The 23,735-nt window shown below is 65.6% G+C and carries 28 protein-coding genes and 1 tRNA gene; 13 read left to right on the top strand and 16 right to left on the bottom strand.

Going from position 1 to position 23,735, the window contains the following annotated elements:
- Window positions 1-34 precede the first annotated feature (34 nt).
- Window positions 35-958, bottom strand: coding sequence for a polyphosphate kinase 2 (gene ppk2, locus DKT77_RS06440; RefSeq protein WP_109810892.1), 924 nt, complete (start codon window positions 956-958; stop codon window positions 35-37).
- A gap of 115 nt (window positions 959-1,073) precedes the next feature.
- On the bottom strand, window positions 1,074-2,024 hold the full coding sequence (gene hemC, locus DKT77_RS06435) for a hydroxymethylbilane synthase (RefSeq protein WP_109810891.1): 951 nt from the start codon (window positions 2,022-2,024) through the stop codon (window positions 1,074-1,076).
- Between the two features lie 110 nt (window positions 2,025-2,134).
- Here hemC and hemE point away from each other — a divergent pair, with 110 nt between their 5' ends.
- On the top strand, window positions 2,135-3,178 hold the full coding sequence (gene hemE / locus DKT77_RS06430; RefSeq protein ID WP_109810890.1) for a uroporphyrinogen decarboxylase: 1,044 nt from the start codon (window positions 2,135-2,137) through the stop codon (window positions 3,176-3,178).
- A 28-nt stretch (window positions 3,179-3,206) separates the two neighbouring features.
- On the top strand, window positions 3,207-4,046 hold the full coding sequence (locus tag DKT77_RS06425; protein ID WP_109810889.1) for a YdcF family protein: 840 nt from the start codon (window positions 3,207-3,209) through the stop codon (window positions 4,044-4,046).
- 44 nt (window positions 4,047-4,090) lie between these two features.
- Here the strand turns inward: DKT77_RS06425 and DKT77_RS06420 are convergent.
- From DKT77_RS06420 to iscR, 11 genes are all read right to left on the bottom strand, one after another.
- Window positions 4,091-4,167: transfer RNA gene (locus DKT77_RS06420), tRNA-Arg, on the bottom strand.
- Window positions 4,168-4,275: 108 nt separating this feature from the next.
- Window positions 4,276-5,496, bottom strand: a complete 1,221-nt coding sequence (locus DKT77_RS06415) for a cysteine desulfurase (protein ID WP_109810888.1) — start codon at window positions 5,494-5,496, stop codon at window positions 4,276-4,278.
- A complete protein-coding gene (locus DKT77_RS06410; RefSeq protein WP_238547721.1) occupies window positions 5,489-6,103 on the bottom strand; it encodes a Yip1 family protein in 615 nt (204 codons plus the stop codon). The genes DKT77_RS06415 and DKT77_RS06410 overlap by 8 nt, the downstream gene beginning before the upstream one ends.
- An 8-nt stretch (window positions 6,104-6,111) precedes the next feature.
- Complete coding sequence (locus DKT77_RS06405) at window positions 6,112-6,624, bottom strand: YIP1 family protein (RefSeq protein WP_109810962.1); 513 nt, start codon at window positions 6,622-6,624, stop codon at window positions 6,112-6,114.
- The gene (locus DKT77_RS06400; protein WP_109810886.1) at window positions 6,624-7,913 is read right to left on the bottom strand and encodes a SufB/SufD family protein; all 1,290 of its coding nucleotides are present in this window, start codon (window positions 7,911-7,913) and stop codon (window positions 6,624-6,626) included. The genes DKT77_RS06405 and DKT77_RS06400 overlap by 1 nt, the downstream gene beginning before the upstream one ends.
- Complete coding sequence (gene sufC / locus DKT77_RS06395) at window positions 7,913-8,668, bottom strand: Fe-S cluster assembly ATPase SufC (protein ID WP_109810885.1); 756 nt, start codon at window positions 8,666-8,668, stop codon at window positions 7,913-7,915. The genes DKT77_RS06400 and sufC overlap by 1 nt, the downstream gene beginning before the upstream one ends.
- A gap of 42 nt (window positions 8,669-8,710) precedes the next feature.
- Window positions 8,711-9,022 (bottom strand): heavy metal-binding domain-containing protein, encoded by a 312-nt coding sequence (locus DKT77_RS06390; RefSeq protein ID WP_109810884.1) that lies wholly within the window; start codon window positions 9,020-9,022, stop codon window positions 8,711-8,713.
- Window positions 9,019-9,246, bottom strand: coding sequence for a hypothetical protein (locus tag DKT77_RS06385; protein WP_109810883.1), 228 nt, complete (start codon window positions 9,244-9,246; stop codon window positions 9,019-9,021). Before DKT77_RS06385 ends, DKT77_RS06390 begins: the two co-directional genes overlap by 4 nt.
- A gap of 7 nt (window positions 9,247-9,253) precedes the next feature.
- On the bottom strand, window positions 9,254-10,777 hold the full coding sequence (gene sufB / locus DKT77_RS06380) for a Fe-S cluster assembly protein SufB (RefSeq protein ID WP_109810882.1): 1,524 nt from the start codon (window positions 10,775-10,777) through the stop codon (window positions 9,254-9,256).
- A gap of 109 nt (window positions 10,778-10,886) precedes the next feature.
- Complete coding sequence (locus tag DKT77_RS06375) at window positions 10,887-11,936, bottom strand: cysteine desulfurase family protein (RefSeq protein WP_109810881.1); 1,050 nt, start codon at window positions 11,934-11,936, stop codon at window positions 10,887-10,889.
- Complete coding sequence (gene iscR / locus DKT77_RS06370) at window positions 11,936-12,394, bottom strand: Fe-S cluster assembly transcriptional regulator IscR (protein ID WP_109810880.1); 459 nt, start codon at window positions 12,392-12,394, stop codon at window positions 11,936-11,938. The genes DKT77_RS06375 and iscR overlap by 1 nt, the downstream gene beginning before the upstream one ends.
- 159 nt (window positions 12,395-12,553) lie before the next feature.
- Here iscR and DKT77_RS06365 point away from each other — a divergent pair, with 159 nt between their 5' ends.
- From DKT77_RS06365 to typA, 7 genes are all read left to right on the top strand, one after another.
- The gene (locus DKT77_RS06365; protein WP_109810879.1) at window positions 12,554-13,207 is read left to right on the top strand and encodes an alpha/beta hydrolase; all 654 of its coding nucleotides are present in this window, start codon (window positions 12,554-12,556) and stop codon (window positions 13,205-13,207) included.
- Window positions 13,207-13,797, top strand: a complete 591-nt coding sequence (locus DKT77_RS06360; protein WP_109810878.1) for an HD domain-containing protein — start codon at window positions 13,207-13,209, stop codon at window positions 13,795-13,797. Before DKT77_RS06365 ends, DKT77_RS06360 begins: the two co-directional genes overlap by 1 nt.
- Window positions 13,798-14,048: 251 nt before the next feature.
- A complete protein-coding gene (locus tag DKT77_RS06355) occupies window positions 14,049-14,750 on the top strand; it encodes an outer membrane protein (protein ID WP_109810877.1) in 702 nt (233 codons plus the stop codon).
- A gap of 246 nt (window positions 14,751-14,996) precedes the next feature.
- Window positions 14,997-16,211, top strand: a complete 1,215-nt coding sequence (locus DKT77_RS06350; RefSeq protein ID WP_109810876.1) for an NADP-dependent isocitrate dehydrogenase — start codon at window positions 14,997-14,999, stop codon at window positions 16,209-16,211.
- 416 nt (window positions 16,212-16,627) lie between these two features.
- Window positions 16,628-17,254: a YitT family protein gene (locus tag DKT77_RS06345; protein WP_238547720.1), complete on the top strand. Its 627-nt coding sequence runs from the start codon at window positions 16,628-16,630 to the stop codon at window positions 17,252-17,254.
- An 86-nt stretch (window positions 17,255-17,340) separates the two neighbouring features.
- Entirely contained in the window at window positions 17,341-17,670 is a 330-nt protein-coding gene (locus tag DKT77_RS06340) for a DMT family transporter (protein ID WP_146204972.1), read from the top strand.
- Between the two features lie 120 nt (window positions 17,671-17,790).
- Window positions 17,791-19,611 (top strand): translational GTPase TypA, encoded by a 1,821-nt coding sequence (typA, locus tag DKT77_RS06335; protein ID WP_109810874.1) that lies wholly within the window; start codon window positions 17,791-17,793, stop codon window positions 19,609-19,611.
- A gap of 177 nt (window positions 19,612-19,788) precedes the next feature.
- Here typA and DKT77_RS06330 read toward each other — a convergent pair whose 3' ends face one another.
- Window positions 19,789-20,055, bottom strand: a complete 267-nt coding sequence (locus DKT77_RS06330; protein WP_109810873.1) for a DUF2312 domain-containing protein — start codon at window positions 20,053-20,055, stop codon at window positions 19,789-19,791.
- A 119-nt stretch (window positions 20,056-20,174) separates the two neighbouring features.
- On the opposite strand from DKT77_RS06330, the gene DKT77_RS06325 reads away from it, so the two are divergent.
- Window positions 20,175-20,390, top strand: coding sequence for a hypothetical protein (locus DKT77_RS06325; RefSeq protein ID WP_109810872.1), 216 nt, complete (start codon window positions 20,175-20,177; stop codon window positions 20,388-20,390).
- A gap of 55 nt (window positions 20,391-20,445) precedes the next feature.
- Here the strand turns inward: DKT77_RS06325 and DKT77_RS06320 are convergent, their stop codons facing one another.
- The gene (locus DKT77_RS06320) at window positions 20,446-20,658 is read right to left on the bottom strand and encodes a hypothetical protein (protein WP_146204969.1); all 213 of its coding nucleotides are present in this window, start codon (window positions 20,656-20,658) and stop codon (window positions 20,446-20,448) included.
- Between the two features lie 274 nt (window positions 20,659-20,932).
- On the opposite strand from DKT77_RS06320, the gene DKT77_RS06315 reads away from it, so the two are divergent.
- Genes DKT77_RS06315 through DKT77_RS06305 form a run of 3 tightly spaced genes read left to right on the top strand, consistent with a single transcriptional unit; the run spans window position 20,933 to window position 22,228 of the window.
- A complete protein-coding gene (locus tag DKT77_RS06315; protein WP_109810870.1) occupies window positions 20,933-21,361 on the top strand; it encodes a YeeE/YedE family protein in 429 nt (142 codons plus the stop codon).
- Entirely contained in the window at window positions 21,361-21,792 is a 432-nt protein-coding gene (locus tag DKT77_RS06310; protein WP_109810869.1) for a DUF6691 family protein, read from the top strand. The genes DKT77_RS06315 and DKT77_RS06310 overlap by 1 nt, the downstream gene beginning before the upstream one ends.
- Before the next feature lie 10 nt (window positions 21,793-21,802).
- Window positions 21,803-22,228 (top strand): protein tyrosine phosphatase family protein, encoded by a 426-nt coding sequence (locus DKT77_RS06305; RefSeq protein WP_109810868.1) that lies wholly within the window; start codon window positions 21,803-21,805, stop codon window positions 22,226-22,228.
- A gap of 405 nt (window positions 22,229-22,633) precedes the next feature.
- On the opposite strand, the gene DKT77_RS06300 is transcribed toward DKT77_RS06305, so the two are convergent.
- Window positions 22,634-23,644: a FliM/FliN family flagellar motor switch protein gene (locus DKT77_RS06300; RefSeq protein ID WP_109810867.1), complete on the bottom strand. Its 1,011-nt coding sequence runs from the start codon at window positions 23,642-23,644 to the stop codon at window positions 22,634-22,636.
- Window positions 23,645-23,735 lie beyond the last annotated feature (91 nt).

The raw sequence follows: 23,735 nt of genomic DNA, 5'->3' as shown, positions 1-23,735 counted from the left end.
CACGCCGCAGGCGTGTCCGTCGGACCGGACCGGATCAGTATTTCTGCGGCACGTAGAGTTCGGGCGGCAGAACAGCGCGTTCGTATTCCTTGTTATAGACGCGCTCCGGCAGATGCACCTCTTCGTGCGGAACCGGCTCGTAGGGGATCTGCGTCAGCAGGTGATCGATGCAATTCAGCCGGGCGCGCTTCTTGTCGTTGCCTTCCACGATGTACCACGGCGCTTCGGGAATATTGGTGCGCGCGAAGGTCTCTTCCTTGGCCTTGGTGTACTGCTCCCAGCGCACGCGGCTCTGCAGGTCCATCGGTGACAGTTTCCACTGCTTGAGGGGATCGTGAATCCGCATCAGGAAACGCAGCTGCTGTTCTTCGTCGGTGATCGAAAACCAGTACTTTATGACGCGTATGCCCGACCGCACCAGCATCCGCTCGAACTCGGGCACGTCGTGGAAGAATTGCTCCACCTCGTCCTCTGTGGCAAAGCCCATCACCCGCTCCACCCCGGAACGGTTGTACCAGGACCGGTCGAACAACACCATTTCCCCCGCCGCGGGCAGATGCGGCACGTAGCGCTGGAAGTACCATTGCGACTTTTCCCGCTCGCTCGGTGCGGGCAGTGCGACCACGCGGGCCACGCGCGGGTTCAGCCGCTGGGTGATCCGCTTGATCACCCCTCCCTTGCCTGCACTGTCACGCCCCTCGAAGATCACCACGACCTTCTCGCCGCTGTATTGCAGCCAGTCCTGCAGCTTGATCAGTTCTGACTGAAGCTCCAGAAGCTTGCGGAAATAGTCGCGCCGTTCAAGGCTTGGCGGGTGCGCCTTGCGATAGATCTTGCGGATCTCGAGCGACAGCGCCGGCTCGGACATCTCCAACTCGTAGTCCTCGTCCAGCGTGTCGGCCAGTTCCGCTTCCAGCCAATCGCGCGCGTGCGCGTCGTCGCCTTGATCCTGTTCCATCTGCCGTGTCCCTGCCAGTCGGTTGTCCGGGCTTCAGGTCTAACCCGGCCAGGTGACGTTTTTGCGATGACGCATCGCCACGTGGCCGCGCGCCCGGCGTCGGCGCAAGACCGTATCAGGCGGTGCGCCAGTCGAAGAAGCCTTCCGGCGCGCGGTCCAGCAGCGTCGCCGCAAGCGCGCGGCCCATCTCGGGTCCATCCTCGACCGGGCCGCTCACGCTGTCGGACAGCGCATCCGACCCGTCGGTACGCAGGATCTCGCCGCGCAGGCGCAGCGTCCCTCCGTCAAGCTCGGCCAGCCCGGCAATCGGCGTCTCGCACGACCCATCAAGCCGAGCAAGATAAGCCCGCTCCGCCGCGAGGCGCTGACCGGTCGGCCCGTCGTGGATCGCCTCCAGCATGGCACCGGCGCGCGTGTCCTCCGCCCGCCGCTCGATCCCGATAGCGCCCTGCGCGACGGCGGGCAGCATGTCTTCCGGTGCGATCGCGCCGCGCGCGACGTCGGTCATGCCCAGCCGCCGCAGACCGGCCATCGCAAGGAACGTCGCCACCGCAACTCCGTCAGCCAGCTTCTGCATCCGCGTCTGCACGTTGCCGCGAAATTCCACCAGCGTCAGATCGGGGCGGCGATGCGCCAGTTGGGCGCGCCGCCGCAGGCTGGACGAGCCGACCACCGCGCCCTGCGGCAGGTCCGCAAGCCCAGCCACGTCATGCGACACGAACGCGTCGCGCACATCCTCGCGCGGAAGGTAGCAGTCCAGCACCAGCCCGGTCGGCTGCAAGGTCGGCATATCCTTCATGGAGTGCACCGCGATGTCGATGCGCCCTTCCAGCATCGCGTCTTCGATCTCGCGGGTGAACAGGCCCTTGCCGCCGATTTCCTTAAGAGGCCGGTCGAGCACCCGGTCCCCCGTGGTCTTGATCACCTCGATCACGAACGCCTCGGCGGGCAGATCGAAGGCGGCGGCCAGGCGGTCGCGGGTCTCGTGCGCCTGGGCCAGCGCGAGCGGCGATCCGCGCGTGCCAATACGAAGCGGTTGGGCGGGTGTGGGCAAAGCGAGTTTCATGGCAATTGCGTAGCCTTGTCATTTTTGATTGACAACATGAAACCGTGCGCCGCGTTGACATTGCGCGCCCGTTGCGGGACGACCCTGTGGAAAACAGCGCGAGGAGCATCATGGCGGACCCCAAGACCCAGAAGACCCTGCTGCGGGCATTGGCCGGCGAAACACTCGACGTGCCGCCGATCTGGATGATGCGGCAGGCCGGACGCTACCTGCCCGAATACCGCGCGACGCGGGCGCAGGCCGGGGATTTCCTGTCGCTGTGCTACAATTCCGAGCTTGCGGCCGAGGTCACGCTCCAGCCGATCCGGCGCTACGATTTCGATGCGGCGATCCTGTTCGCCGACATCCTGCTGATCCCTGACGCGCTTGGAGCGGACCTTTGGTTCGTCACCGGCGAGGGGCCGCGCCTGTCCACGGTCACCAGCGACAGCGATTTCGGCAAGCTCAAGCATGCGGCCGACGTGCACGACCACCTCGCCCCGGTCTACGAAACGCTGCGCATCCTGCGCCGCGAGTTGCCCGAGCGGACTACGCTGATCGGCTTCGCAGGCGCGCCCTGGACCGTGGCCACCTACATGATAGCCGGGCAAGGCACGCCGGACCAGGGGCCCGCGCACGCGCTGAAGGCGGAAAACCGGCCGCTGTTCAACGCGCTGATCGGGCGGCTGACGAATGCCACGATCGAATATCTGTCCGCGCAGATCGACGCGGGCGCGGAGGTGGTGAAAATCTTCGACAGCTGGGCCGGATCGCTCAAGGGCGACGATTTCCGCGACTACGCGCTGGAACCCGCGCGCCAGATCATCGCGGCACTGAAGGAACGGCATCCGGGCATCCCGGTCATCGCCTTCCCCCGCGAGGCGGGCGAAAACTACATCGGCTTCGCAAAGGCGACCGGCGCGGATTGCGTCGCGCTGGACAATTCGGTCGCGCCGGAATGGGCGGCCGAACATGTCCAGAAGGACGGCTGCGTGCAGGGCAACATGGCGCCGGGCCATATGGTCACCGGGGGCGACGCGCTGGTCGACGAAGTACGCCGCATCCGCACGGCGTTCAGCGGCGGCCCGCACATCTTCAATCTCGGGCATGGGATCACGCCCGACGCGGACCCCGAGAACGTCGCGCTGATGGTCAACACGCTGCGCGAAGCCTGACCCCACCCAGACAGCCGGAGCACGCGCCGTGGCCGACCTGTTCCTGATCCTCTCCAAGACGGTCTGGACGATCGTCAAACCCGAGACGTGGATCGTGCTGGGGCTGCTGGCCGCGATGGCGGCGGTCTGGCGGGGCTGGCGCCGGGTCGGGCTAGGTCTGCTGGGCCTGCTGGTCGCGGCGCTCTGCGCGCTGGCGATCTGGCCGCTGGGCGACGTGGTTCTGCGCCCGCTTGAGGAGCGCTTCCCCCCCGCCCCAGACCTTCCCGACCCGCCCGCAGCGATCCTGGTGCTGGGCGGTGCCGAACAGGCGGCACAGACCGCGCGGCACGGGCTGCCCGCCACCGGCGAGGGGGCCGAACGGTTCCTCGCAGCGATCGCCCTTGCCCTGCGATATCCGCAGGCGGCACTGGTGTTCACGGGCGGCACCGGCTGGTTCGTCGCGGGCGAGATATCGGGAGCGGAAGTTGCGCGGCGTATCTTCACCGAAGCCGGGATCGACCCGGACCGCCTGATCCTCGAAGACAAGTCGCGGACCACCTGGCAGAACGCGGTGATGACCCGCGATCTGGTGCGGGACCTGCCCGATGGTCCTGTGCTTCTGGTGACTTCGGCCTTCCACATGCCACGATCGGCGGGCGTATTCTGCGCAGCGGGATGGGCCGACCTGATCGGCTGGCCCGTGGATCACCGCACCGCGGGCTTCGACGGAAACTGGGGCTGGAACCTTGCCGTCAACCTTGAAGATCTCAATCGCGGCGTGAAGGAATGGATTGGCCTTGCCGCCTATCGCGCCACGGGGCGCGCCGTCCCGTACGATCTGCGCGGCGGCGAGATACTGTGCCGCACGGATGCGGTAAGGGCGGGTTGATCCGCGCGGCCCGATGCGGGATCTTCGGTCCGGTCTTCGGAAAATGGCGGTCGCAGAAGGATTCGAACCTTCGACCTTCGCCTTCGGAGGGCGACACTCTATCCAGCTGAGCTATGCGACCGTATGGATGCGGCGTGCAAGTCACGCCTTTCCATGCGGTGCGGTATAGTCAAGCGGACCGCGCCCCGCAATGGCGAATTGGCGCCCCGGCCCCAATTCGCCGCCCGGATCAGGCGAAGAACTCGTGACAGAGCTCCAGCGCATCGACCAGTGTGTCGACCTCCGCCGTTGTGTTGTAAAGCCCGAAGGAGGCGCGGCAGGTCGCGGCCACGCCCATATGCTCCATCAGCGGCTGGGCGCAATGGTGCCCCGCTCGCACCGCGACGCCCTTCTTGTCGAGCACGGTGGAAATGTCATGCGCATGGGCCGCGCCCTCCAGGGTGAACGAGAAGATCGCGGCCTTGTCCGCGGACTGGCCCTGCACGTTCAGCCAGTTCAAACCGTCGAGCCGCGTGCGGGCATAGTCGCGCAGGCTGGCCTCGTGGGCGGCGATGTTGTCCATCCCCAGCGCCATCATGTATTCGAGAGCGGCGCCAAGGCCGATCATCTGCACGATCCCCGGCGTGCCGGCCTCGAACTTCATCGGCGGGTCGTTGTATGTCACGACATCGCGCCCGACCTCGCGGATCATGTCGCCGCCCCCCATGAATGGGCGCATCTCGGCCATCCGTTCGGGCCGCAAATAGATTGCGCCGGAACCGGACGGACCATAGAGCTTGTGGCCGGTGATCGCGTAGAAATCGCAGCCCAGCGCCTGCAGGTCCACCGGCATGTGGACGGCGGCCTGACTGCCATCGACCAGAACCGGCACGCCCTTGGCATGGGCGCCCTCAACGATGGTCTTGATGTCCACGACCGTGCCAAGCACGTTGGACAGATGCGTGCAGGCCACCAGTTTCGTGCGCGCGCCGATGGCGTCGATCACCTTCTGCGGGTCGAGATCGCCGTTGGCATCCACGTCCACCCATTTCAGCACCACGCCCATGCGTTCGCGCAGGAAATGCCAGGGCACGATATTGGCGTGGTGTTCCATGATCGACAGCACGATCTCGTCGCCCGCTTCCATACGGGGCATGGCCCAGCCATAGGCCACCATGTTGATCCCCTCGGTCGTGCCCGAGTTCATCACGATGCTTTTCTCGTCGCCCGCGTTCAGGAAGCGCGCGATAGTGCCACGCACGGCCTCGTAGCGTTCGGTGGAAAGGTTCGACAGGAAATGCAGTCCGCGATGGACGTTGGAATATTCCTCCGCATAGGCGCGCGTCACCGTGTCGATCACGACCTGCGGTTTCTGCGCCGAAGCGCCGTTGTCGAGGTAGACCAACGGTTTACCGTTCACCTCGCGCGCGAGGATGGGAAAATCGCGGCGGACAGCCTGCACGTCAAACATTGAAATCTCCGGGGGAGGCGATGCCGAAAAGGGCCAGCACGAGGCTCATCACGAAAGTGATGCCGAAGGCCGACACGAGGATCATCACGAAGACCATCCCGAGCGACCGGAAGCCGTGCGCGGCGGCGATGAAATGGGTCAGGAGCCAAAGGAAAAGCACCAAGCCGACAAGCCCGATAACGTCCGCCACGGGCGGCAGCACGAACAGGGCGGCGGTCTGCACCACCTGAAGGCATGCCATCACGAATTGCAGCCAGACGACCAGCGCGAGGCTGTCCTCGAATGCGCCCTGCCCGCCCATCCATCCACCGATGGTGTGGATCGCATAGACCATCACCACCAGCAGACCAAGCTGGATGGCGCACATCACAAGCGGGTTCGCGAGATACGGGTTGGCCAGCGCGCCGCCCTGCGTGGTGACGATCAGAGTGCCCTGCCCCATCACGACGGATGCCGACACCACGGCGGCCAGCATCGTCCAGAGGACCGGTACCGGCAAGCCGGTGCGGATCACGCGCACTGCGCCCTCGCGCGGGTTTCGAATTGTCTGAACGGCCGCGGCGACAAGGGCGCGCGGCGTGAACTCCAGCGGTGCGTCATCGGTCATGCGGTGCGTCATGCCCCCTGCGGTCGTGTCTCGCGATGTTGCGGCCATTCGGCCTCTCGCAGACCGAAAGACCAGAGCCACAGGAAAATGCCAAGCGCAAACGCCGTGACAAGGTCAAGCGTGGTGCCCGGCCCGACGAACCCGGCGGTCAAACCGCGCAGCAACCACAGCGGCGCGGCTGCCAGCAGTGCCCAGAACAGTGCCATGCGCGCATCGAACCACGACCCACGCGCGCGGAAAGGCTTTGCCAGAAGATGGCTGAGCGCAGCGAGCCCGTAGAAGGCCAGCGGCATCACGAAAAGCCACACGAACAGATCGCCCGTCGCCCGTTCGGCCAGCCCCGCCGCCGGATCGAGCGCGGCCTCACGCGCCAGCCTTGGCAGTTGCGCCACGAAGATCAGCAGACAGGCGATCATGACGAAGGCGATGGCCCGGTCCTCACGCACGCCGCCCGCCAGTTGCCGCCGCAGCACGCGCCCGGGCGCGCGATAGCTGGCCACGATATCGGTTGTGACCGGCATCAGTCCCGCCGGCGCCGCGCCATCCACGCCTGAAGCCGTTCAAGGATGTCGTCGGCCAGCGCCTGATCCTCGATTTCCTCGATCGCCTCGGCGAGGAAGGCCAGCGTCATCAGGTCGGTCGCTTCGGATTCGGGCACCCCGCGCGAGCGCAGATAGAACAGCCCCTCCTCGTCGATCGCGCCAGACGTGGACCCGTGCGAGCAGGCCACGTCGTCGGCGTAGATCTCAAGCTCCGGCTTGGCGAGAAACTGGCTGTCGTCGTCCAGCAGCAGCGACTGGCTGATCTGGTAACCGTCGGTCTTCTGCGCGCCCTGTTTCACAAGGATCTTGCCCTGGAAAACCCCAGTGGCGCCGTTGCGCAGCACCTTCTTGAACACTTGTCGGCTTTCACAGGCCACGGCATCGTGGGTGATGAAAACCGTGTCGTCGTGATGGAAATCACCATCCCCGACGCAGGCACCCGCGACATGCGCCACGGCATTGTCGCCGGTCAGTTCAACGACGCAGTCGTTGCGCGTCAGAACGCCGTTCATAGTCAGGGTAAAAGTCTTGAACACCGACCCCTCGCCAAGCCGCGCGAAAATATGGGTGGCCGCACGCCGTTCGTGGTCGCGCCCCTGCGCGCGGACATGGTGGAACGTTCCGCCCGAGGCGACATCGACTTCCATCACCTTGTTGAAGCGCGCGGCTGCCGGGCCGTCTTCCAGCACAGTGACGTCGGCGCCACTGTCCACCTTTATGACATGGTGCAGGTGCGCGTCCGACGTTTCGTTACGGTGCAGGTATTCGAAGGCCACGGGACGCGCCGCCTTGCCAGTCGCGTGGATCACCAGGCCGTCGGTCGCGAAGGCGGTGTTCAATGCAGCCAGCGGACGCGAGACGGGCGTCTGCCCGCGCGTTTCCAGCACGCCGTAGAGATCCTTGGCCCAGTGAATGTCGCGCGCGTCGACATCGGCCAGCCGTTCGATGGTCACGCCCGCAAGCGTCAGATCATCCGACGCTTCGGCGTCAAACACGCCGTCCACGAAGACGACCCTTACCCGGTCGATGTCGTCGAAGACCGGCGTGTCGCGGTCCGACAGAAGCGCGGCAGGCACGACCTCGGGCGCTGTCAGCGTTTCGGGGCGCGTGTATTTCCAGTACTCGTCGCGCCGCGCCGGAAGGCCTGTCGCTTGGAGCCGCGCCAGCGCATCCTCGCGCGCCACCTTCAGGCAGCCAGAGTCGCCCGGCAAGTCCAGCCCGGAAAGCCGCGCCGCCAGCGTGTCGGTCTTGGGTTGCGGCAGCGCCATTACGCCACCTCCGCCTTCAGGCCGGCATAGCCGTTGTTCTCGACCTCGAGGGCCAGTTCCGGGCCACCTGTCTTGATGATGCGCCCGTCCGAAAGAATGTGCACCACGTCCGGCTTGATATGATCCAGAAGCCGCTGGTAGTGCGTGATGACGAGGAACCCGCGGCCTTCGTCGCGCAGCGCGTTCACGCCGTCAGCCACCAGTTTCATCGCGTCCACGTCAAGTCCGCTGTCGGTCTCGTCGAGGATGCACATCTTCGGTTCCAGCATCGCCATCTGAAGGATCTCGTTGCGCTTCTTCTCGCCGCCCGAAAAGCCCACATTGACCGGCCGCTTGAGCATGTTGGCGTCGATCTCCAGCGCCTTGGCCTTCTCGCGGACGACCTTCAGAAAATCCGCCGCGGACAGTTCTTCCTCGCCGCGGGCCTTGCGCTGCGCATTCACCGCGGTGCGCAGGAAGGTCATGTTGCCGACGCCGGGAATTTCGACCGGATACTGGAATGCAAGGAACAGCCCCGCTGCCGCGCGCTCTTCGGGTTCCATATCGAGGATATCCTCACCGCCCAGCGTGGCCGAGCCTTCGGTCACCTCGTACCCGTCACGGCCCGACAAAACGTAGGACAGGGTCGACTTGCCCGACCCGTTCGGGCCCATGATGGCATGGACCTTGCCGGCCTCGACCGTCAGGTCGACCCCTTTCAGGATCACTTTGTCTTCTTCTTCCAGCTTCACGTGCAGGTTCTTGATTTCCAGCATTTTCTTTCCCGTTCAATGTATTCGCACACCCTCAGGCGGCGTTCAGTCCAGCGTGACGGCGGTGCCCGAGGCAGACACCATCAGCATGTTGTTGATAACCTCGTAGTCCAGATCGACCCCGACAACGGCATTGCCGCCAAGCTCGCGCGCATGCTGTTCCATTTCGCGCAGGGCGGTGGCACGGGCTTCGCCCAAGCTTTCTTCGTAGGCACCCGACCGGCCGCCCAGAATGTCCGTGATCCCGGCGAAAACGTCGCGGAATACGTTGGCACCAAGGATCGCCTCGCCCACGACGATGCCGTGATAGACAGTGATCCGGCGCCCTTCGACCGACGGTGTGGTGGTCACGATCATGACTTGCGTCTCCCGATTTCGCCGCTGTCCTGCGCCCCCCTTTCGGCCGGGCGACGACGCAGCACGTAGCTTGCAAACAGGCTTCCCAGAAAGCCTGACACGAAGCTGAATGCCACCACCGGCAAGGCCGGAAGAAGCGGCCCCACGAAACGCGCCACCAGGACGAAGGCCGCGCAAAACAGGCCCGTCAGCGATGCGGCAGCAAGGGCAGCGCGCAGCGACACGGCGGCGTCAGCCCACCGAGCCTTCCAAAGAAATCGCCACAAGCTGCTGCGCTTCCATGGCGAACTCCATCGGCAGGGCCTGCAGCACGTCGCGGCAGAAGCCATTCACCACGAGCGCCACCGCCTCTTCCTCGTCCATGCCGCGCTGGCGGCAATAGAAGAGCTGATCATCATCCACCTTCGACGTGGTCGCCTCGTGTTCGACGCGGGACGAATTGTTGCGCACCTCGATATAGGGAACCGTATGCGCGCCGCATTCGGACCCGATCAGCAGGCTGTCGCACTGCGTGTAGTTGCGGCTGTTCTTCGCCTTGGGATGCATCGAGACCAGCCCGCGATAGGTGTTCTGCGCCTTGCCCGCACTGATCCCCTTGGACACGATGCGCGACTTGGTGTTCTTGCCCAGATGCACCATCTTCGTGCCGGTATCGGCTTGCTGGTAGTTGTTGGTGATGGCGATGGAATAGAACTCGCCCTGGCTTTCCTCCCCGCGCAGGATGCAGGACGGGTACTTCCACGTCACGGCGGAGCCGGTTTCCACCTGCGTCCACATCACCTTGGACCGGTCGCCGCGGCAATCGGCGCGCTTGGTCACGAAGTTGAAGATGCCGCCCTTGCCGTTCTCATCGCCGGGGAACCAGTTCTGCACGGTCGAATACTTCACCTCGGCATCTTCCAGTGCCACGATCTCGACCACGGCCGCATGAAGCTGTGTGGTGTCGCGGCTGGGCGCCGTGCAGCCTTCGAGGTAGCTCACGTAGCTGCCCTTGTCGGCGATGATGAGCGTCCGCTCGAACTGGCCTGTATTCTCGGCGTTGATCCGGAAATAGGTCGACAGCTCCATCGGGCAGCGCACGCCGGGCGGCACGTAAACGAACGAACCGTCCGAGAACACGGCAGAGTTGAGCGTCGCGAAATAGTTGTCCGACACCGGCACGACCGACCCGAGGTACTTCTTCACAAGCTCCGGATGCTCGCGGATCGCCTCCGAGATGGAACAGAATATGACGCCCGCCTTCTTCAGTTCGGCCTGGAAGGTCGTGCCGACCGACACGCTGTCGAACACGGCATCCACCGCGACCTTGCGGCCTTCCGCGGGTGCATCCTCGGCGCCCTCGACGCCGGCGAGGATCATCTGCTCCTTCAGCGGTATGCCCAGCTTCTCGTAGGTCGCCAGCAGCTTGGGATCGACCTCGTCCAGTGACTTGGGCTTGACGTCCATGCTTTTGGGCCGGGCGTAATAGTACTGATCCTGGTAGTCGATCGGCGGGTAATGCACCATCGCCCAGGTCGGCTCGTCGAGTTGCGCCCACCGTTCATAGGCCGCCAGACGCCATTCGGTCATCCACTCGGGTTCTTCGTTCTTGCTTGAAATAAGCTTGACGATATCGGGGTTCACGCCTTTGGGGGCGTAATCCATTTCGATCTCGGTTTCCCATCCGTACTTGTACTTGCCGCCCATGGCCTGGACGGTTTCCACGGTTTCCCGGTCCACCCCGTCGCGGACTTCGGTGTTGTCCAAAGCAGCCATTGCACTTCCCTCTCTGCCGCGCCGTGTCGGGCGCTATTCCTGTTGCACGCCCTCGAACGTGTCGTTGTCGGCCCGCCCCTGCGCGCCGCTTGTTCCATTCCGCCCGGCCTTAGGCCGCCCGAGCCCGCGCCTTGGCGTATGCCTTGCCCCAGGCCTCGGCGAAGCGCAGAACGTCCTCGCGCCCGGTGTCCGGGCCGATCGAAACACGCAGCGCCGACGCCGACAGCGCCGGATCGAACCCCATCGCCCGCAGCACGCGACTTTCGCGCAGCTTGCCGGACGAACAAGCCGACCCGGCCGACACCGCGAACCCCGCAAGGTCCATCGACATGACCTGTGTTTCGCCCTTCCAGCCGGGCGCGATCACGCAAACGGTGTTGGGCAAACGCGGCCCGGTGTTCCCGACAAAAATAGTCTCGTTTGACGCAGCTTCCAACGCCAAACTTAGAATATTTCTAATCTCGGCCACTTTTTCCCAGACACCATCGGCAAGCTCGCGCGCGGCGGCTTCGGCGGCAGCCCCGAAACCCGCGATCCCGACCAGGTTCTCTGTCCCCGACCGGCGACCCATCTCCTGCCCGCCTCCGGTGATCCGCGCCGTCACGTCCAGCCCGCGCCGCAGCACGAGCGCGCCGATGCCCTTGGGCCCGCCCAGTTTATGCGCCGAAACGAGGCCCATCTGTGCGCCCGACCAGTCGAAGGCGACCGGCAGCTTGCCGAAGCTCTGCGTGAAATCCACCAGCGCCAGCCCCTCGGGCAGATCCTGCACCACGCCGGTTTCGCTGTTGGCCGACTGCAGCACGCTTTGCGCGGGGTCCTGCACCACGACACGCCCCGCTTCATCAACGGGCAGATCAGCGTCGATCCAGCCCAGCACAGCGTCATGTTCCACCGCCGCCCCGTGCAGCCCGCGCCCCGCCAGCCCCAAAGCAGCGGCCTCGGTCGCACCCGAGGTGAACACGATATCCGCCGCCTGCGCGCCGAACGCCTCGGCCACTTGCGCGCGGGCGCGTTCCTTCAGCGCCGTGGCGGCCCGCCCCTCGGCGTGGACGCTGGACGGGTTGCCGACCACGTCCATCGCCGCGATCATCGCTGCGCGGGCTTCAGGCCGCAGAGGCGCGGTCGCATTCCAGTCCAGGTAGACCCGCGACCGCGCCATCATTCATCCACGAAGTTCAGCAGCGACGGGACCGCAGGGCACGGCGCCAGCGCGTTGCCCGTCACGTCCGACAGCCGGGTCTGGTGCAGGAACACGTAGACATGCGCGCTGAACCCCTCCCAAAGCCGGTTGGTCAGGCTTTGCGCCTTGCTGCCGGAAAGCCCGCCCGACACCGCCGCGCCCTTGTGCATGGCACTGACCGTCTCGTCCACCGCACCCAGGATGTCCGACACCCGGATGTCGGACGCAGGCCGTGCCAGACGGTAGCCGCCGCCCGGCCCACGCACCGATTCCACCAGCCCGGCACGCCGCAACTTGACGAAAAGCTGTTCCAGATAGGCCAGCGAAATCGACTGCCGACGCGAAATCTCGTTCAGGGTGACCAGCGCGTCGGCAGGCTGCAAAGCCAGATCCGTCAACGCGACCATCGCATAGCGGCCCTTCGTGCTGAGTTTCATCGTCCCGTCCTCGCAGGTGCCATTGACCAATTCACGGCAGATGGTTAGGTCGATATCCTCGCCAAATCGAGTCCGACGAAAAAGATTAGAACAGTTCTAAAGTGCCCCCACGCCCCCGTCAACCGTGGTCGGCACCCCGCCAAGGAAGTCCGCGCACCCATGCCCGAGGTTATCTTTCCCGGCCCCGAGGGCCGACTTGAAGGCCGATACCATCCGCAGAAAACCAAGGACGCGCCGATCGCGATCGTGCTGCATCCACACCCGCAATTCGGCGGCACGATGAACAATCGCGTCGTGTACAACTTGCACTATGCCTTTTTCAACATGGGTTTCACGGTGATGCGGTTCAATTTCCGCGGCGTGGGGCGCAGCCAGGGCGAATACGACCAGGGCATCGGAGAGTTGTCCGACGCGGCCTCGGCTCTGGATTACCTGCAATCGATGAACCAGAATTCCAAGCATTGCTGGGTCGCGGGCTTCTCCTTCGGCGCTTGGATCGGGATGCAGCTTCTAATGCGGCGCCCGGAGATCACCGGATTCATCTCCGTCGCGCCGCCCGCCAACATGTACGACTTCTCGTTCCTCGCTCCGTGCCCGTCCTCTGGGCTGATCATCAACGGCACCTCCGACCGGGTCGCGCCGCCTGCGGACACTCGTACGCTGGTCGGCAAGCTGCACGAACAGCGCGGCATCACGATCACGCATCAGGAAATTGACGGCGCGGGACATTTCTTCGAAGAACCGCACATGGACACGATGATCGACAGCGTATCGGGATATGTGAAGCAACGGCTCACCGAATCGACACGCTGATGACCGGGCTCCCCGACCGTCTCGACCGGCAACTCGATTTCCTTGTGGAGATCGACAAGCTCAAGACGATCACCCGCGCTTCGCCCATCGCCGACGGGACGCGCAAGGAGAACTCGGGCGAACATTCCTGGCACCTTGCGATGTTCGCGCTTGTGCTGGCCGACCAGGCCGAACCGGGCGTGTCCATCGACCGGGTCATCCGGATGCTGCTGATCCACGACATCGTGGAAATCGACGCGGGCGACACACCGATCCATGGGGCGGGCGCGGGCAGCACCGATCAGGCCGAGGCGGAGGCGCGCGCCGCCGACCGTCTGTTCGGCCTTCTGCCGGACGACCAGGCAGCGCACCTGCGGGCGCTTTGGGAAGAGTTCGAAGCCGCGGAAACCGCCGATGCCCGCTTCGCCAAGGCGCTGGACCGGTGCCAGCCGCCCTTGCTGAACATGGCCTCCGGCGGGGGCAGCTGGACCGACTATGCCGTCACTCTGGACCATATCGACGCGCGGGTCGGCAAACCCGCCGCGCGCGGCGCGCCGGTGCTTTGGCAACGTGTGCGTGCGCGCATCCTGCCCTTTTTCACCGCCGACTGACCGCCGCGCAGCCCGTTGGGCGCACGGCCGGTCAAGTAGGAACCCCAAATGCCGCCCGTTATCGGCCAAGATGCGCCAGATCCCGCCGGTTTGCGCGAAGAACCGCTGATAACCTCACGTAAGAAAAAGAAAATTCCGACTCGATCGCTCACAGTCGCGTGTCCGGCCTTTTTCGCCACCACGTCGCACTTAGTTGCCCCCTCGTGGACGGGCCGATCCGGTCCGCCTCGCAGAACACAGGAGACTAAGAAATGAGCAGCCAACAGCTTCGCCTCGCTTCCCTCGCCTTCGGCACCGCCCTCGTGGCAGCTGGCGGCACCACTGCAGCGTTCGCAGGCAGCCTTGACCAACCGCAACCCGAAGTGGCCCCGGCCCCGGTCGTCACCACGGCGCCGCTCAGCCGCTGGAGTGGCGGGTATGCCGGTGCACAGATCGGCTACGGTTATGCTGACACCGACACGACGCAGGACGGCGACGTGAACAACAACGGCATTCTCGACACGGCCGAGAACCTGCCCAGCAACACGCTCAACACGCTGCGCAACATCGGCGAAGACGGCGACGGCGCCACCGGCGGTGTGCACGCGGGCTACCTTCTGAACTCGGGCAACTTCGTCTATGGCGGTGAAGCCGACTACGACTTCTCGGACATCCAGTTCGACCGCAATGCCGGGGAGGTCAACGGCATCGGCCGTCTCAAGCTGAAAGGCGGCTACGACCTTGGCAACACTCTGGTCTACGCGACCGCAGGCGCGGCCTATGCCGACGCGGACATCGCCGGGTCAGGGTACAACGATTGGGGCTGGGTCGGCGGCATTGGCGCCGAATACCTGCTGACCGACAACGTGTCGGTGGGTGCCGAGGCGCTTTACAATGACTTCGGCGAGTTCGACAACTCCGATACCGATGTGTCGCTGACCACCGTATCGGCGCGCGTGTCCTACCGGTTCTGATCCCGCCTGATAACAGCCACCCCGTGTGCATCCCGTCCCTCGGGGATGCGCCAAGGCCCGCCTTCACGGCGGGCCTTTTTGCTGCCGGGTCTGTTTTCCGGGCATTGCGCTACCCGCCCGGGCAGTGCGCGGACAACAACGCAATTTTTTGTATACTACGGCATACCAAGCTTTGCAGGCGCAGCATCTTCCGCTATCAGGCAGGGGACCGCGCTGACCGCGAGTCGTGCACATGGAGACGCGCCCGTGACCAAGATCAAGGTGGACAACCCCGTCGTCGAACTGGATGGCGATGAAATGACCCGGATCATCTGGCAGTTCATCAAGGACAAGCTGATCCTACCCTATCTGGATATCGACCTGAAATATTATGACCTCGGCATCATGGCGCGGGACGAGACCGACGACCAGATCACGGTCGATGCCGCCGAGGCGATCAAGCGCTACGGCGTGGGTGTCAAATGCGCGACCATCACGCCGGACGAGGACCGGGTGAAGGAATTCGGCCTCAAGCGAATGTACCGTTCGCCCAACGGCACGATCCGGAACATCCTTGGCGGCGTGATCTTCCGCCAGCCGATCATCTGCCGCAACGTGCCGCGCCTCGTGCCCGGCTGGACCCGCCCCGTCGTGGTCGGTCGACATGCCTTCGGGGACCAGTATCGCGCGACCGATTTCCGCTTTCCCGGGCCCGGCAAGCTGACGATGAAATTCGTGGGCGAAGACGGCGAGGTGATCGAACGCGAGGTGTTCGACGCGCCCGCCGCCGGCGTCGCGATGGGCATGTACAACCTTGACGAGTCGATCCGGGACTTCGCCCGCGCCTCCATGAACTATGGGCTCAGCCTTGGCTGGCCGGTCTACCTGTCGACCAAGAACACCATCCTGAAAGCCTATGACGGGCGCTTCAAGGATCTCTTTGCCGAGGTCTTTGCCGCTGAATTCGAGGACAAGTTCAAGGCCGCGGGTATCACCTACGAACACCGGCTGATCGACGACATGGTGGCCTGCGCGATGAAGTGGTCGGGCGGATATGTCTGGGCTTGCAAGAACTATGACGGAGACGTGCAGTCGGACACGGTGGCGCAGGGCTTCGGCAGCCTCGGGCTGATGACCTCGGTGCTGATGACGCCCGACGGGCAGGTTGTGGAGGCAGAGGCGGCGCATGGCACCGTCACACGTCACTACCGTCAGCACCAGGCGGGCAAGGAAACCTCCACCAACTCCATCGCGTCCATCTATGCCTGGACCGGCGCGCTGAAGCACCGCGCCAAGCTGGACGGCAACGGCGCCCTTCAAACCTTTGCCACCACGCTGGAAAAGGTGATCGTGGACACGGTGGAAAGCGGCTTCATGACCAAGGACCTCGCGCTGCTAGTCGGGCCCGAGCAGAAATGGCTGACCACGATGGGGTTCCTCGAAAAGGTGGACGAGAACCTCAACCGCGCCTTGGCGGGCTGAGCCGTTGCGGCATCGCGGAGGCTCGTTTCCCGCGTGCCGTCCAACCCATGCCCGCATCGCCCGCGCCCCGGAAGTGCCGCCAATCTCTATGCGGGTCTGTAGGAGTCTTTCAGGGGTCCTGTCGGTCCCGCGGCACTGCCCCCCGGCGCTTGAACGGGCACCTCCTAAGCTGCCCGTTTCCGGGTCACGCAGACGGGCACGGCGGCGGTGGCGATACGGGCGCGGCGGGCAGTCTGACCCGCCGCAGCGCGCGGACCGCTTTGATCTTGACGCCGCGCGCAAGCTGCCCAAGCGCTTGGCAGGTGCCAAAACCTGCGGCACATCGCACCGCTGCGCGCGCCGCGCGCAGCGTCAGGGATCGCTTTCGCCGGTCCGCCGGTGCATGGACAGACCTGACCCCAAGACGGAACAGACCCATGCCCGGACATATGCCCCCCCAAGACCCGCAGGCCGTTGCGCATAGCCCGCTGGAGGATGCGCAGGGGCTCGGCATGGGCGTGCTGCTGTGCGGACTTGGGATCACGCTGCTGAGCTATCTGGGGTTCATGACCGGGCAGACTGCCGGGATCGCCCTGATCCTGTCCTACGTTACGGGGATCTCGTTCGGCTGGGTATTCTTCGCGATCAACATCCCGTTCTACTGGCTGGCGCAGAAGCGGCTGGGCTGGGAGTTCACCCTGAAATCTCTGGGCTGCGTGACGGGGCTGTCGGTGGCCACGGAACTGATGCCGCGAGGGCTGCGGCTCGAAGCGCTCGATCCGCTGCTCGGGGTGGTGCTGTTCGGGGCGGTGACGGGGCTGGGTCTGCTGGCGATCTTCCGGCACAAGGGCAGCCTTGGCGGGATCGGAGTGGTGGCGCTGATGGTGCAGGACCGGACCGGGTTCCGCGCTGGATACGTGCAACTGGCGGTGGACGCGTGCATCTTCGCGGTGGCCTTCGCGCTGTTCCCGCCACGGGTGGTGATCTTTTCGCTGATCGGCGCGGTGGTGTTGAACGGGGTGATCGCGTTCAACCACCGGCGCGACCGCTACATCGCACCCTGACCCGGCCTATCACGCGCGACTGGACAGCACGGCCGGGATCGGCCACATCGCACAGGGGAGCAGCGCGGAGGGCCGACCCAATGCCGATGCATTACATCTACCTCGTGATCGCGATTCTGGCCGAAGTCGCGGCAACGACGGCGCTTCCGGCGTCGCGCCAGTTCACGCAGCTCTGGCCCAGCATTCTGGTGGTCGTCGGCTACGCGACCGCCTTCTTCTTCCTGTCGCTGACGGTAAAGGTGATGCCGGTGGGCATCGTCTATGCGATCTGGGCCGGCCTAGGCATCGTCGCCGTCGCGGTCCTCGGCGTAGTGATTTATGGGCAACGCCTGGATCTGGCGGCGATTGCCGGAATGGGCTTGATCATCGCCGGCGTTCTGGTGATTAATCTGCTGTCATCGACGACCGGCCACTGACCCGCTGCCGCAGTGCGGCGCAAATCGGCCACGGTTGCGGGATGCGACGCGATTTCCCCTAGCCAAGTCGGCTGAGGGGCATTAGGTCGCGTCCAACTCTCCCTTTCAAGGCAGCACGACATGGACCTGCGAAATATCGCAATCATTGCGCACGTTGACCACGGCAAGACCACGCTGGTGGACGAACTTCTCAAGCAGTCGGGTGCGTTCCGCGAGAATCAGGCCGTGGCCGAACGCGCGATGGACAGCAACGATCTCGAACGCGAACGCGGCATTACCATTCTCGCGAAGGCCACGAGCCTCGAATGGAACGGCACGCGCATCAACATCGTGGATACGCCCGGCCACGCCGATTTCGGCGGCGAGGTGGAGCGCATCCTGAGCATGGTGGACGGTGTCGTCCTGCTGGTGGATGCCGCCGAAGGGCCGATGCCGCAGACCAAGTTCGTCACCTCCAAGGCGCTGAAGCTGGGCCTGCGGCCCATCGTCGTGCTGAACAAGGTGGACAAGCCCGATGCGGAGCCCGACCGCGCGCTGGACGAGGTGTTCGACCTGTTTGCCTCGCTCGACGCGGACGACGACCAGCTGGATTTCCCGGTGCTCTATGCCTCGGGCCGGTCTGGCTGGGCCGATGCGGAACTCGACGGCCCGCGCGCGGACCTCAAGGCGCTCTACAGCCTGATCGTCGAACATGTGCCCGCGCCGAAAGTGCAGGCGAATCGCGAAAAGCCGTTTCAGATGCTTGCCACGACGCTGAGCGCGGATCCGTTCCTCGGGCGCATCCTGACCGGCCGGGTGGAAAGCGGCACGTTGAAGGCCGGCACTACGGTCAACGCGCTGGCGCGCGACGGCAAGCGGATCGAACAGTTCCGCGTGAGCAAGATCCTTGCCTTCCGGGGCCTGAGTCAGCAGCCGATCGACCTGGCCGAGGCAGGTGACATCGTCAGCATCGCCGGAATGGCGAAGGCCACCGTGGCCGACACGCTGGTGGACCCCGCGATCGACACGCCGCTGCCCGCGCAACCGATCGACCCACCCACCATCACCGTGACCTTCGGGATCAACGACAGCCCGCTGGCAGGCCGCGACGGCAAGAAGGTGCAGTCCCGCGTGATCCGCGACCGGCTGATGAAGGAGGCCGAAAGCAACGTGGCGATCAAGGTCACCGACACGCCGGGTGGCGAGGCCTTCGAGGTCGCCGGCCGGGGCGAGCTGCAGATGGGCGTTCTGATCGAGAACATGCGCCGCGAGGGGTTCGAGCTGAGCATCTCGCGCCCGCAGGTTCTGTTCCGCGAGGAGAACGGCCAGCAAGTCGAACCTGTCGAGGAAGTGACCATTGACGTGGATGACGAATATTCCGGCGCGGTAATCGAGAAACTGACCGGCACCCGCAAGGGCGAGTTGGTGGAGATGAAGCAGTCCGGCGCGGGCAAGACGCGGATCATCGCGCATGTCCCGTCGCGCGGCCTTATCGGCTATCACGGCGAGTTCCTGACCGACACGCGCGGCACCGGCGTGCTGAACCGGGTGTTCCATGAATGGAAGCCGCATTGCGGGCCGATTCCGGGCCGCCGCGCGGGGGTCCTGATCTCAATGGAGAACGGAACGGCAGTGCCCTACGCGCTGTTCAACCTGGAGGACCGGGGCAAGATGTTCATCGGGGCGCAGGCGCCGGTCTACGAGGGCATGATCATCGGCGAGCACAGCCGCGAGAACGACCTCGAGGTGAACCCGCTGAAGGGCAAGAAGCTGACAAACGTGCGCGCCAGCGGCACGGACGAGGCGGTGCGACTGACCCCTCATATCGAGATGACGCTGGAGCAGGCGATCGCCTATATCGACGACGACGAGTTGGTCGAAGTGACGCCAAACGCGATCCGGCTGCGCAAGCGGTTCCTCGACCCGCACGAGCGCAAGCGTCAGTCCCGCGCCGCGGGCTGACACGCCGCAACAACACTGCTTGAGCCATGAAGAAAAGCGCGCAGGGCGGTGCCCTTGCGCGCTTTTTCATGTCTGCCGCAAGGATGGCGCGGAAGCGGCTAGATCATCGGGCGAAGCACGGCGGGGCTGGAGCCGTCACCCTGCCTGCGCACGCTGCCTGCGCGCCCCGGGCCGAAGTCACGCCATGCCAAGCGCTTCCTTGTACATTTCCAGAACCGCCTCTTCCTCGGCGATGTCGTCCTTGTCTCGCTTGCGCAGCGCGATGACCTTGCGCATCACCTTGGTATCGTAGCCGCGGCCCTTCGCCTCGGCCATGACTTCCTTCTGCTGGTCGGCGATTTCCTGCTTTTCCGCCTCGAGCCGCTCGAAGCGTTCGATGAAGCTGCGCAGCTCGTCGGCGGTGACGTTGTAGGCGCTGGTCGCGTCGGTTTCGGTCATGCTCATGAAGAACCCCCTGACTTCGGTCCGCGCGGTCTAGCCCCGCCCGCACGCCCCCGCAAGGGGACAGCGGGCTTGCGCCCCGCCGCGCCCCGGTCTACCTGCCCCGCAAAGGGGAAATGCGCATGGACATACTCATCTGGATCGGGGCCGCGATCTCGCTCGCGGGACTGGCGGGCATCATCGCCTGCATCGTCATGACGGCCCGCGCGCGCGGCGCCGGGCTTGACGACGCGGCGCTGCGCGCGCGGCTCAAGCAGATGGTCACCTACAATCTTGCCGCACTGATGGTGTCGGCCATCGGGCTGATGTGCGTCGTGGTCGGGATCATGCTGGGCTGACCCGTAGCGCGGCGCGGACCGGTCCGGACCGCGCCGGACAGGTCCGCACGCGCGGTCAGACCGGCAAGTTGTCGTGGAACGCTTCGAGGACTTCCGCCTCAAGATCGTCCACCGCCCTGCGCAGATCGGCAGGCACCACGTCGCGATGGCGGTGCAGGTCGTCGATCAGGTCCTGAACGCTGTCATGCAGGTCTTCGACGTCGCCATGCGGCTGGGCAAGGCGGGCGCGAATATCGTCCATCCGGGCTGTCAGTTCACGGGTCGGCATGGCATTCTCTCCCAAGTTAGGGCCTCGCGCCGCGTGACATGGGCACCCCTGACGGGCGTCTTTTTGCCGACGAAGCGGACGGCCGTGCGGCGACCATCGCAGCATCGTCTACAACCTTAGCACACAGGGTTAAGGAAACCTTGATGCCGATCAATTCTTCGCGTGTCTGGCGCAGCCCGCCCTTGCATAACATCTTATTTATTGCATATGAGAAAAGCAGGAGGCCACCTTTTTGGGCAGGCCATGAAAGCGGTACGAAGAACGGGGACGCGACATGCCGATGGACTGGATTTACGGACTGGCGGGAGGGCTGCTGATCGGCCTCGCCGCGGCAGTCTTTCTGCTGGCCAATGGCCGCATCATGGGGGCAAGCGGCATCATCGGCGGACTGGTGGACGGCACCGGACGCAGCAACGCCGCCGAACGGCTGGCCTTTCTCGGTGGGCTGGTCGGTGTGCCGATGGTGATCGCCCTGTTGATGGGCTTCGTGCCGGACGGCGCGGTGACAGCGAACCCGCTGCTGCTGGGCGCGGCCGGACTGCTCGTCGGCGTCGGCACGCGGCTTGCCAATGGCTGCACCTCCGGCCACGGCGTTTGCGGTATTTCGCGCCTGTCCCTGCGCGGCATCGTGGCCACCTGTTTCTATATCGCGGCAGGCGGGTTGACCGTCGTTCTGTTCCGCCATGTCTTGGGAGTGATCTGATGCGCACGCTGTTCGCCGCGATTTCGGGGGGCCTGTTCGGAACCGGCCTGATGCTGTCGGGCATGACCGACACCCGCAAGGTGCAGGGCTGGCTGGACGTGTTCGGCAACTGGGACCCGACGCTGGCCTTCGTTATGGGCGGTGCGATCCTCCCGATGGCGGTCGCCTGGGCGCTGACGCGCGACCGCAGCCCACTTCTGGGCGGCAGCTTTCCCGCCGCGCCGGACCCGCGGCTCGGCCACAACCTGGTGGTCGGCTCCGTCCTTTTCGGCATGGGCTGGGGGCTGGTCGGGCTGTGCCCGGGCCCGGCGATGGCCTCGCTCAGCTATGGCGGGCCGTCGGTTTGGATCTTCACGCTTGCGATGCTGGGCGGGATGCTGCTGGCACCGGGCGTGCGGACACGTCTGGACGTGATGGCCAGCGCGGCGTAAACAGCCGGACATGGACATTCGACCGCTTTCCCCCGCCTACGCCGTCTCGCCGCAGATAGACCCCGCTGACGCGGACGAGATCGCGGCAGCGGGCTTCACCACGGTGATCTGCAACCGCCCGGACGGCGAGATCCCGCCGCAACTGCACGCGGAGGCGATGCGCGCCGCGATCGAAGCGGCGGGTCTGACCTTCGTGGTCAATCCGGTGGTGCCCGGCGGCATGGGCCCGGACACCCTGAACGCGCAGGCAGAGGCGATGACGGCGGCGACCGGCCCGGTGCTGGCCTATTGCGCTTCGGGCAACCGGTCGGCGATCGTGTGGTCGCTGATCAAGGCGCCCGAGATCGGCGTCGACGGTGTGTTGTCGGCGACCCGCGCGGCGGGATACGATCACAGCCCCTTCCGCCCGCAGTTCGAGGCGATGGCGAAGGGCTGAGCCCGCCCGCCACGAGGTCGGAACCGGCCCGCGCACCTGTCTGGAGCAGCGTTCTTCGCGGCATGGAGAATGTCTGCGCCCAATAGGCGCCTTGCGGCGGCTGCGCTCGCCCGGCAACTCTCGCCCGCGTGGTGCGCTGTAACCTCCGCTCCAGCGACCAAATGTCAGCCCGCTTTTGCGACCCGACTTTCTTTGCGGCAGTGCGCAACACTTGGTTCCGTCCACCGGAAAACCCGCAGTGCGACCGCGCACCACCCGCCTGTCATCGGCGCGCTGCAAGTGCTGCATGCCGCTTCGCGCGGTATACGCGCGGCGTGTCAGCACGCGATCAGGACGCGCCGTGCGCCGCTGTGGGCCCAATCCGCCTGAAAGCGGCCTGTCGTCCGGGTATGATGCCGAGGCGTGTCAGCCCGCGCCGCCCGCGCCAGCGACCCGCGCCACCGGCACAGGGACCGGCGTGGGCTGCGGCGCACGTGCCGCCGACTCCGCCGCGGCCGCGGCGCCCTGGCCCGGCGCATCGGTCGCGCCCGCGCGAGGCGGATCCGACGCCCCCTCCAGCAGCCGAACCGCGCGAAAGCCGCGCGACTGGCCCAGCCGCGCGCGGGCCAGCGGCGTGCCGTCCAGCCCTTGCAGCGTAACCTCGTTCAACGCGCGGCGCGGGATCGTCAGTAGCGCGCCCGGTTGCAGCGCGCCGATTTCGGCCAGCGGCATCCGCAGGCGGCACAGGACAGCCTCCATCTCCGTCGGGGCGGCGAGCAGCGAGCGCGCGGCGGAACGCCCTTCCGACTCCCGCCGCGCGCTGTCGGACAGCGCCGCCTCTGAAGCGTTTTCCGTTTGCGGCAGGATCAACAGGAGTTGCCCTGCGCGCAACCCGTCACCGATATCGACTTCCATCGACAGGCCGCGATAGACCACATCTTGCAGCAGGTGCGGCAGCCGGGCAGGATCGGTGACCCTGTCGCGCGGCTGGTAACCGCGGGCCCAGTCCTCGGCGGGATGGCCGCCAAGCCGCAGCGCGAGGGTTTCCAGCACGCAGGTCAGCACACGGCGAACCAGCAGCGCGTCGGTCTGGGTCGGGCGGCGTTCCGCGACCTCGGCGCCGCTGATACGCCCGGTGGTCAGTGCCTGCACCAGCGCCGCCAGCAGGCTGGCATCGGCGCAGATCAGCCCGCGCGCGCGGCCGCGGCCCTGCAGCAGCACCCAAAGCCCATCGACGGGCAGCATGTCGCCCATCGTGCGCAGCGTGATCCGCAGGTCAGTGACATGCCCACCCACCAGCGGCGCGCGCACCACGTCCTGCGCGGCGCGCGACAACGCCAGCCGCATCGCGCCATAGGGCGAGACGACACCGTGGTCGGGCGGCTGCCGGCCGGCGCCGGCCATCCGCTTGAGGATGGAGGGAACGGGGTCTGACATAAAACGGGGCACTCTTGCGGCTTGCCCGGACACCCTGCCCCGTCAGCGGTTACCAAATGCTGAAAATGCGCGGCACCGCCGCACGGTTCCG

This window comes from Meridianimarinicoccus roseus (assembly GCF_003172915.1).
GTDB classification, from domain to species: domain Bacteria; phylum Pseudomonadota; class Alphaproteobacteria; order Rhodobacterales; family Rhodobacteraceae; genus Meridianimarinicoccus; species Meridianimarinicoccus roseus.
Note: the sequence above shows the minus strand (reverse complement) of the source record. Positions and strands in the feature narration are given on the sequence as shown.